Source organism: Thalassobaculum sp. (assembly GCF_040219615.1).
Lineage (GTDB): Bacteria > Pseudomonadota > Alphaproteobacteria > Thalassobaculales > Thalassobaculaceae > Thalassobaculum_A.
Window position 1 is genome coordinate 55357 of record NZ_JAVJSE010000001.1, and the last position, 8953, is coordinate 64309.

Below are 8953 nucleotides of genomic sequence, written 5' to 3' on the forward strand. Positions count from 1 at the left end.
CAATGTTCCGCTTGATCGGCCGTTTTGAGTACAATATCGATGACAAATAATATGACAATCGAGACATTGTCATGGGCGCAATGCAACAGGCGAGCGGATGATGAGCGACACCGTCGGACTGACCGAACTGGAGCGAGCCGCCGAGTTGGTGCATGCCGTCATGCCGCCGACCCCGCAGTACCGCTGGCCGCTGCTGTCCGGGCGGGCGGGCTGCGAGGTGTGGGTCAAGCACGAGAACCAGACCCCGGCGGGGGCCTTCAAGATCCGCGGCGGCATCGTCTATGTGGACGACCTCCGGCGGGCGCGGCCCGACGTGACGGGGGTGATCGCGGCGACCCGCGGCAACCACGGACAGTCGGTCGCGTTCGCCGCGACCCGGGCCGGCCTATCGGCGACCGTGGTGGTGCCGGAAGGCAACTCGGTCGAGAAGAACGCGGCGATGCGGGCTTTCGGGGCGGAGCTGATCGTCCACGGCCACGACTTCCAGGCCAGCCTGGAGCATGCGATCGCGCTGGCCGAGGCGCGCGGGCTGCACATGCTGCAGAGCTTCCATCCGCTGCTGGTCGCCGGGGTCGGCACCTACGCGCTGGAGCTGTTCCGCGGCGTGCCGGACCTGGACGCGGTCTATGTGCCGCTGGGCCTGGGCTCCGGCATCTGCGGGGTGATGGCGGCGCGCGACGCGGTCGGCTCGAAGGCCGAGGTGATCGGCGTGGTCGCCGCCGGCGCCCCGGCCTACGCGCTCAGCTTCGAGGCCGGCGAGCCGGTGTCGACCAACACCGCCGACACCATGGCCGACGGCGTCGCCTGCCGGGTGCCGGTGCCGGGCGCGCTCGACGCGGTGCTGAAGGGCGCGTCCGGGGTGGTCCGAGTCACCGACGACGAGATCAAGGCGGCCATGCGCCACTACTTCACCGACACCCACAACGTCGCCGAGGGTGCCGGGGCGGCGCCCCTGGCCGCCCTCCTGAAGGAACGGCACCGGTGGCAGGGTCGCAAGGTTGGCCTGATCCTGTCCGGTGGTAATGTCGACCGCACCGTCTACCAGGCGGTGCTGCAGGAAGCCGACATGAGCGAGACGGGGACGTGATGACCGAGGAACTGTTCCGCGAGGACGCCTATCTGAAGAGCTGCGAGGCGACGGTGACCGCCGTCGGTGAGACCGGCATCGTCCTCGACCGCACGGTGTTCTATCCGACCGGCGGCGGCCAGCCGGGCGACAGCGGCACGCTGACCCGGGCCGACGGCACCGCGGTGCCGATCGTCGAGGCCCGCAAGGGCGACGGCGGCGTCGTCCACCTGCCGGCCGAGGGCGCGCCGGCGCTGGCGGTCGGCGACCGGGTGACCGCGACCCTCGACTGGGACCGCCGCTACCGGCACATGCGGGTGCACACCGCCTTGCACGTGATGTGCAGCCAGGTCGTCGGCGGCGTCACCGGCGGCCAGATCGGCGACGGCAAGGGCCGGCTGGACTTCGACCTCGAGCCGGAGAACGTGCCGGACAAGGACGCCCTGACCGAGCACCTGAACGGACTGATCGCGGCCGACCACCCGATCACGATCTCCTGGATCACCGACGACGAGCTGACCGGCAACCCGGACCTGGTGCGCACCATGTCGGTCAAGCCGCCGATGGGCGCCGGGCGGGTCCGGATGATCCGGATCGGCGAGGATGTCGACTACCAGCCCTGCGGCGGCACCCACCTGAAGTCGCTCGGCGAGATCGGCCGGGTCGCGATCACCAAGATCGAGAACAAGGGCAAGCAGAACCGCCGCATCAATCTCGCTCTGGTGGAATAGCGGGAGCGCCCGTCGCGCCGTGGGTCCCGGCTCGCCGCTGTCGCGGCGTTCGGGATGACGACGGGGCGAAGCTTAAAATGACGTCATCCTGGACCGGGCCGCTGCAGGTGGAACGGATCCGGGGCCCACCGTGCGACGGGCGGCCGGCTGGAGCCGCACCGGCGCCGAACGGAGAGCTGTGCCATGACCCTGGCCTTCGAGACCGTCGACGTGTTCACCGACACCGCCTTCGGCGGCAACCCGCTGGCGGTGGTGTTCGGCGGCGAGGACCTGTCGGGCGAGGCGATGCAGCGCATCGCCCGCGAGTTCAACTACTCGGAGACCACCTTCGTTCTGCCGCCGGCCGATCCGGCGAACACCGCGCGGGTGCGGATCTTCTCGACCAAGCGCGAGATGCCGTTCGCCGGGCATCCCAACGTCGGGACCGCCACCGTGCTGGCCTGGCGCGGCGAGGCGTTCGGCCGCAGGCTGGGGGACCGCCTGGTGTTCGAGGAGATCGCCGGCCTGGTCCCGATCGCCGTGCAGTCCGACGGTGGCCGCCCGGTCGGCGCGATGCTGACTGCGCCGGCGGCGCTCTCGACCGGGGCCGAGGCGACCGTCGAGGACGTCGCGGCCTGCCTCGGCCTGACGCCGGCCGACATCCGGACCGACACGCACCGGCCGATCGTCGCCTCCGGCGGCCTGCCGTTCCTGGTCGCCGAGTTGACCGACCGGGCCGCCCTGGAGCGCTCGCGGCCGGATACAGCCGGCTTCGCGAGCGCGGCGACCGTGGTGCCGCACGGCGCGATCCTGAGCTATGTGCGGACCGGCGGGCCGAACACTGGCGGCACCGACACGGTGGACATCCGCGCGCGGATGTTCGCGCCGATCCGCAACGTCGCCGAGGACCCCGCCACCGGCAGCGCCAACGTCGCGCTGATGGGGCTGCTGGCGTCGCTGCAGGCGACGCCCGGCACCCTGGTCCGGCGGATCGCCCAGGGCGTCGAGATGGGGCGGCCGAGCCTGCTGGAGGGCGAGGCCGACTGGCGGGACGGCAAGGTGACGGCGATCCGCATGGGCGGGCGCTGTGCGCCGGTGATGCGTGGCGAACTGCTGGCCTGGTAAGGCCGGCCATCCTGGGAAGAGACCGATGACGCTCAGATACGAGACCGTGGACGTGTTCACCGAGACCGCGTTCGGCGGCAACCCGCTGGCCGTGGTTCTCGGCGGCGAGACCCTGACGGCCGAGGCCATGCAGGCGATCGCCCGGGAGTTCAACTGCCCGGAGACCACCTTCGTGATGCCGCCGGAGGATCCGGCCCACACCGCCAGGGTGCGGATCTTCACGCCGGGCATGGAACTGCCGTTCGCCGGCCACCCGAATGTCGGGACCGCCACCGTGCTGGCCTGGCGCGGCGAGATCTTCGGGCGGCCGGTCGGCGACGCGGTGGTGTTCGAGGAGGCAATCGGCGCCGTCGGCCTGGAGATCCTGCGGGCCGGTGGCGCGGCGATCGGGGCGCGGCTGACCTCGCCGGCGATGCCCACGGTCCGCGGCAGCTTCGACCCGTCGGCGGTCGCCGCCGCCGTCGGCCTGTCGGACCCGAACATCGTGGTCGCCCGGCACGCGCCGGCGCATGTGGCGATCGGCGCCACCTTCGTGATCGCCGAAGTCGAGGATCTGGATGTCCTGGCGGCGGCGCGCGGCGATGCCGGCCTGCAGGTCAAGCATCTGGGCGAGGCGGCGCCGCCGCTGGTCTATCTCTACACCCGCGAGGACGCCGGCCCGGACACCCTGCACATCCGTTCGCGCATGTTCGCGCCGCGCGCCGGAATCCCCGAGGACCCGGCGACCGGCGGCGCCGCGGTGGCGATCGCCGGGCTGTTCGCCAGCCTGTGGGACGGCAGCCTGGACATCGTCATCGACCAGGGCATCGAGATGGGCCGGCCGAGCCGGCTCGACGTCCGGCTGATCCGCGACGGCGAGGGCGAGCGCATCACCGTGGCCGGGCGCTGCGTGGCGATGATGCGCGGCGAGCTCACTGCGCTCTGAGGGAGGCGGGGACGATGGCGCTGAGCTACCAGACCGTCGACGTGTTCACCGACACCCCGTTCGGCGGCAATCCGCTGGCCGTGGTGTTCGGGGCCGAGGGCCTGTCGAAGGTGCGGATGCAGGCGGTCGCGGCAGAGTTCAACTACTCGGAGACGACCTTCGTGCTGCCGCCGCAGAACCCGGCGCACACCGCGCAGGTGCGGATCTTCACGCCGCGCATCGAGGTGCCGTTCGCCGGCCATCCCAATGTCGGGACCGCCACCGTGCTGGCCTGGCGCGGGTCGATCTTCGGGGCGCCGGTCGGCGACCGGGTGGTGTTCGAGGAGGCGGCCGGGCTGGTGCCGGTCGAGATTCTGCGGGACGGCGGGAGAGCGGTCGGCGCCACCCTGACCGCACCGCAGCCGTTCCAGCGCCTGGGCGAGGCCGACGTGACCGAGGTCGCCGCCTGTCTCGGCCTGCGCCCCGCCCAGATCCGCGAGGACCGGCACGCCCCGGTGACCGGTACCGTCGGCCTGCCGTTCCTGCTGGTCGAACTGGCCGACCGGGCGGCGCTGGCGGCGGCCCGGCCGGTGACCGCCGCCATCGAGACATCGCCGAGCGTCGCGCCGGTCAAGGACATCCACTGCTACGTGCGGACCGGGGGAGACGACGGCTTCGACCTGCGGACCCGCATGTTCGCGCCGCTCGACGGGGTACCCGAGGATCCGGCGACCGGCAGCGCCAACTGCGCGCTGGCGGGTCTGCTGGCCGAGACAGACGGGCCGGCGGACGGCGTTCTGAGCCTGCGGATCGCGCAGGGTGTGGAGATGGGACGGCCGTCGGAGCTGCTGGCCGAGGTCGACCGGCAGGCCGGCGTCACTACGGCGATCCGGATCGGCGGGCGCTGCGTCGCGATCCGGCGGGGCGAGGTGGCGGCGGGGCGCTGACCCGCGCATCGTGCCAATCGCAAGTCGTTCACCATGACGTGTAGACGCGGCAAAAAATGCGCGACAAGATCGCGGGATGGCGGAACCCGTGCTCGACTCCCGGGGGGTGACCGCGGTGGCGACCGCGGTGCTGTCCTGGGGCTTCCTGATCCTCATCAGCCGCGTCCTGGTGGCCGGCCATGGATTCAATCCATGGGTGCTGTCCTTCGTCCAGATGGCGGTCGGCGGGGCGGCCATGATGGTGGCCGCCGGTCGCGGCCCGATGCCGCTCAGGGCGTTCCGGCACCCGCAGACCTGGATCTACGGCATCCTGCGGGTGGTGACGGCGGCGACCTTGACGGCGGCCTTGGCCTACGGCACCTCGGCCGAGATCTCGGTGATGAGCACGCTGTTCATCCCGATCGGGATCCTGCTGGCCTGGCCGCTGTTCGGCCGGCGCCCGGTGGCGACCGACGCTTTCGGGTCGGTAGTGGTGCTGATCGGCGTCGGCGGCGTGGCGGCCGGCCTGCCGGGCGGCGTTTTCGGGACCGCGGTGATGCTGATGCTGATCTCGGCCAGCGCGACGGCGCTGTGCACCGCGATCGCCGAGATGCATCCGGAGAACCAGGGCGACGACCGCCGGACGCGGCTGCGGCTGACCGGCGCGGCGATGCTGGCGACCGCGACGGTGATGCTGGTGGCGGCGGCTGGAGCGTCGCATGTCGATCCGGCCGGGTTCGTCGCGACGCATGTCCCGTTGTCGGCGGTGTTCGACCCGGCGATCTGGACCGCCGGCGTTCTGGTCGGCATCGCGCTACGCGGCCCGTCGACCTATCTGACCTTCCGGGCGATCCGCATGGTCGGATCCGAGAACTACCTGATGGGCGTGGCGGTGATGCCCGCGATCACCCTGTTCTGCGAGAGTCTGGCGGCTGCCGGCGGGTTGCTTCCGATGCCGTCCCTGCCGGCGCAGACCCTGACCGCCGGCGCAGTCGGCATAGCAGGGGCGCTGGGCATCGCCGCGTTGCGTTGGCGAGCCCGGAGCGTGCAGGCAGCCTGACCGATGCGAGCGGCCGCTTGGGTTCGGCGTGCGTCCCTCCTATGATCCCGGCCGGTTGAGCATGGATCGACAGGACGAGGACGCAATGACCACGCTGAAAGTGGCGGTGATCCCGGGCGACGGGATCGGTTGGGAGGTGGTGCCCGAGGGGCTGAAGGTGCTGGAGGCGGTCGGCCGCAAGCACGGCCTCGGCTACAGCTTCACGGAATACGACTGGGGCTGCGAGCGCTACCACAAGACCGGACAGATGATGCCGGAGGACGGGCTGGAGCAGCTCAAGGAGGCGGATTCGATCTTCCTTGGCGCCGTCGGCTTCCCGGGCGTGCCGGACCACGTCTCGCTGTGGGGCCTGCTGATCCCGATCCGCCGCGAGATGCACCAGTACGTCAACCTGCGCCCGGTGCGGATGATGAAGGGCATGAAGTGCCCGCTCGCCGGCCGTGGCCCGGAGGACATCGACTTCTGGGTGATCCGCGAGAACAACGAGGGCGAGTACTCCGAGATCGGCGGCCGGCTGAACCGCGGTACCGAGCGCGAGATGGCGATCCAGGAGACCGTCATGACGCGGCACGGGACCGACCGCATCATGCGATATGCCTTCGAGCTGTGCCGGCGGGTCGGCAAGCGGAAGGTCACCTCGGCGACCAAGTCGAACGGCATCATCCACACCATGCCGTTCTGGGACGAGCGCTTCGAGGCGATCGCCGCCGAGTACCCGGACCTGAAGACCGACAAGTACCACATCGACATCCTGACCGCGCATTTCGTGCTGCACCCGGACTGGTTCGACGTGGTGGTCGGCTCCAACCTGTTCGGCGACATCCTGTCGGACCTGGGCCCGGCGGTCGCCGGCTCGATCGGCATAGCACCGTCGGCCAACATCAACCCCGAGGGCGACTACCCGTCGATGTTCGAGCCGGTACACGGCTCGGCCCCCGACATCGCCGGCAAGGGCATCGCCAACCCGATCGGCCAGATCTGGTCGGGTGCGATGATGCTCGAGCATCTCGGGCATGGCGAGGCGGCGGCCGACATCGTCCGGGCGATCGAGACGGTGCTCGAGGGCGGCGGGCCGAAGACCCCGGACCTGGGCGGGCAGGCCAGCACCAGGGACCTGGGGGACGCCATCGTCGAGGCGCTGAAGTGAGGCCCTCGCTGTACTTCGAGGATCTCGAAATCGGTCAGGTCATCGAGAGCCAGTCGGCGACGCTGACCGAGAGCCAGATCATGGAGTTCGCCTGGGCCTGGGACCCGCAGCCCTTCCACGTCTCCAGGACCGGCGCCGAGGCCTCGATGTTCGGCGGCGTCATCGCCAGCGGCTTCCACACCCTGGTGGTGACCTTCCGGCTGCTCTGGCAGGGCGGGCCGATCCAGCAGACCAATGTCGGCGGCACCGGCATCGACAACCTGCGCTGGTCGCGGCCGGTGCGGGCCGGCGACACCCTGCGGGCCACCGCCGAGGTGGCGGAGCTGCGGCCGTCGTCATCGAAGCCGTTCGGCACCGTGCGGCTGAAATACACCACGCTGAACCAGGACGATGAGGTGGTGATGACCTGCGAGATGCTGCACCTGGTGGCGAAACGGCCCGCCGGGTAGCGGCGCGATCATCCGTCCTTGACGTCATCCCGGACCGGACCGCCGTAGACGGGACGGATCCGGGACCCACCCGCCGCCCCTCTGTCCGGATCACTTCCGAGGACCCCGATGGTCGAATACCTCTCCCAGGACGGCCTGCGCCGCTACCCGGTCGACACCCCGCTCTGGCGCTGCCCGGAAACCGGCCAGCCGGTCAACCTGACGCCGGGCCCCGGCCTCGTGCCGGGGGACGTGGTCGCCTCCGACTTCTCGCTGTGGCGCTACGCCAAGGCCCTGCGGGTGCCGGCGGCGGCCCGGGTGTCGCTCGGCGAGGGGCTGACCCCGCTGGTGCCGACCGCCTATGGCGGCGGCCGACCGCGCATCAAGTGCGAGTACCTCGCGCCCTCGGGCTCGTTCAAGGACCGCGGCATGGCGGTCCTGGTCAGCTACCTGAAGGCCCGGGGCGTGGCCGAGGTGATGCTGGACTCCTCCGGCAACGCCGCGGCCTCGCTGGCCTGCTACGCCGCCGCCGCCGGCCTGAAGGCGAGGCTGATGGTGCCGGGCTACACCTCGCCGGCCAAGGTGGCGCAGATCCGGGTCTACGGCGCCGAGGTCGAGCTGGTGCCGGGAACCCGCCAGGACTGCGCCGCCGCCGCCCTGAGGCTGGCCGAGGAGGGGCTGTTCTACGCCAGCCACAACTGGCAGCCCTACTTCGTCGAGGGCACCCGCACGCTGGCCTTCGAGATCTGGGAGCAGTACGGCTACGCGGTGCCCGACAACGTGGTCATCCCGGTCGGCTACGGCAGCAACCTGATGGGCTGCCACCTGGGCTTCGCCGAACTGCTGGAGCGCGGCGCGATCGACCGGATGCCGAGGCTGTTCGCCGCCCAGCCGGCGAACTGCGCGGCCCTGCACGCCGCCTTCGCGGCCGGGGCCGCGGTGCCGGTCGAGGCGAAGCCGACGGTCGCCGAGGGCATCGCCAACAGCAAGCTGGTCCGGGTGCCCGAGACCCTCGCGGCGCTGCGGGAGTCGGCCGGCGGCACGGTGGCGGTGCCGGAAGAGGCGATCCTGTCGGCCATGCACGCGCTGGCCCGCCGCGGCTTCTTCGTCGAGCCGTCGAGCGCGGTCGCCGGCGCCGGCTACGAGGCGCTGGTCGCCGACGGCACGATCGCGCCGGACCAGGAGACCGTGATCGTGCTGACCGGCAACGGCCTGAAGAGTGCGGACGTATTGCCGGGGTGAAGCCGGTCGCGCCGTGGGTTCCGGCTCCGCCCCGCCTCCGGCGGTCCGGTCCGGAATGACGTCAACGAAGCGCGAACGGCCCGACGGCCTTCCTCTCTTTCGGTGACAGTGCACTCAATTCCGAACGCGTCAATGACGCGCTGACGAGCACGGCGTCGAGCGCGCGAGATAAGTGCACTGTCACCAAGATCTCCCAAGATCTCGGGCGCGTTCCAAAAGTAAGTGCAACAGGGCACGCTCCGGTGCGCTGGAACGGGAGCGGTGCGATGGGGAAGAACTACAGTCACCTGAGCTACGGTGAGCGGCTATCGATCATGGATGGTCTGCGCGATGGCTTGAGCGTGC

At 71.0% G+C, this 8953-nt stretch carries 9 protein-coding genes; all 9 read left to right on the plus strand.

From position 1 onward, the window contains the following. The first annotated feature begins 100 nt into the window (after positions 1 to 100). The 9 genes from RIC31_RS00300 to RIC31_RS00340 all read left to right on the plus strand — a co-directional run bounded on the left by RIC31_RS00300 (position 101) and on the right by RIC31_RS00340 (position 8608). A complete protein-coding gene (locus tag RIC31_RS00300; RefSeq protein ID WP_350099852.1) occupies positions 101 to 1087 on the plus strand; it encodes a threonine dehydratase in 987 nt (328 codons plus the stop codon). Further along, entirely contained in the window at positions 1087 to 1797 is a 711-nt protein-coding gene (locus tag RIC31_RS00305) for an alanyl-tRNA editing protein (protein WP_350099854.1), read from the plus strand. Before RIC31_RS00300 ends, RIC31_RS00305 begins: the two co-directional genes overlap by 1 nt. Before the next feature lie 183 nt (positions 1798 to 1980). Beyond that, entirely contained in the window at positions 1981 to 2901 is a 921-nt protein-coding gene (locus tag RIC31_RS00310) for a PhzF family phenazine biosynthesis protein (protein WP_350099856.1), read from the plus strand. A gap of 25 nt (positions 2902 to 2926) precedes the next feature. Beyond that, a complete protein-coding gene (locus RIC31_RS00315) occupies positions 2927 to 3826 on the plus strand; it encodes a PhzF family phenazine biosynthesis protein (RefSeq protein ID WP_350099858.1) in 900 nt (299 codons plus the stop codon). Between the two features lie 14 nt (positions 3827 to 3840). After that, a complete protein-coding gene (locus tag RIC31_RS00320) occupies positions 3841 to 4752 on the plus strand; it encodes a PhzF family phenazine biosynthesis protein (RefSeq protein ID WP_350099861.1) in 912 nt (303 codons plus the stop codon). Positions 4753 to 4828: 76 nt separating this feature from the next. Further along, on the plus strand, positions 4829 to 5791 hold the full coding sequence (locus RIC31_RS00325) for an EamA family transporter (RefSeq protein ID WP_350099864.1): 963 nt from the start codon (positions 4829 to 4831) through the stop codon (positions 5789 to 5791). A gap of 85 nt (positions 5792 to 5876) precedes the next feature. Beyond that, entirely contained in the window at positions 5877 to 6938 is a 1062-nt protein-coding gene (locus RIC31_RS00330) for a tartrate dehydrogenase (RefSeq protein WP_350099866.1), read from the plus strand. After that, complete coding sequence (locus RIC31_RS00335) at positions 6935 to 7387, plus strand: MaoC family dehydratase (protein WP_350099868.1); 453 nt, start codon at positions 6935 to 6937, stop codon at positions 7385 to 7387. The genes RIC31_RS00330 and RIC31_RS00335 overlap by 4 nt, the downstream gene beginning before the upstream one ends. A gap of 108 nt (positions 7388 to 7495) precedes the next feature. Beyond that, positions 7496 to 8608, plus strand: coding sequence for a threonine synthase (locus RIC31_RS00340; RefSeq protein WP_350099870.1), 1113 nt, complete (start codon positions 7496 to 7498; stop codon positions 8606 to 8608). Positions 8609 to 8953: the final 345 nt, after the last annotated feature.

What these genes read in the sequence shown, in the direction of transcription:
- RIC31_RS00300 (WP_350099852.1), top strand. Translation starts at nt 101, where the DNA reads ATGAGCGACACCGTCGGACTGACCGAACTGGAGCGAGCCGCCGAGTTG.
- RIC31_RS00305 (WP_350099854.1), top strand. Translation starts at nt 1,087, where the DNA reads ATGACCGAGGAACTGTTCCGCGAGGACGCCTATCTGAAGAGCTGCGAG.
- RIC31_RS00310 (WP_350099856.1), top strand. Translation starts at nt 1,981, where the DNA reads ATGACCCTGGCCTTCGAGACCGTCGACGTGTTCACCGACACCGCCTTC.
- RIC31_RS00315 (WP_350099858.1), top strand. Translation starts at nt 2,927, where the DNA reads ATGACGCTCAGATACGAGACCGTGGACGTGTTCACCGAGACCGCGTTC.
- RIC31_RS00320 (WP_350099861.1), top strand. Translation starts at nt 3,841, where the DNA reads ATGGCGCTGAGCTACCAGACCGTCGACGTGTTCACCGACACCCCGTTC.
- RIC31_RS00325 (WP_350099864.1), top strand. Translation starts at nt 4,829, where the DNA reads ATGGCGGAACCCGTGCTCGACTCCCGGGGGGTGACCGCGGTGGCGACC.
- RIC31_RS00330 (WP_350099866.1), top strand. Translation starts at nt 5,877, where the DNA reads ATGACCACGCTGAAAGTGGCGGTGATCCCGGGCGACGGGATCGGTTGG.
- RIC31_RS00340 (WP_350099870.1), top strand. Translation starts at nt 7,496, where the DNA reads ATGGTCGAATACCTCTCCCAGGACGGCCTGCGCCGCTACCCGGTCGAC.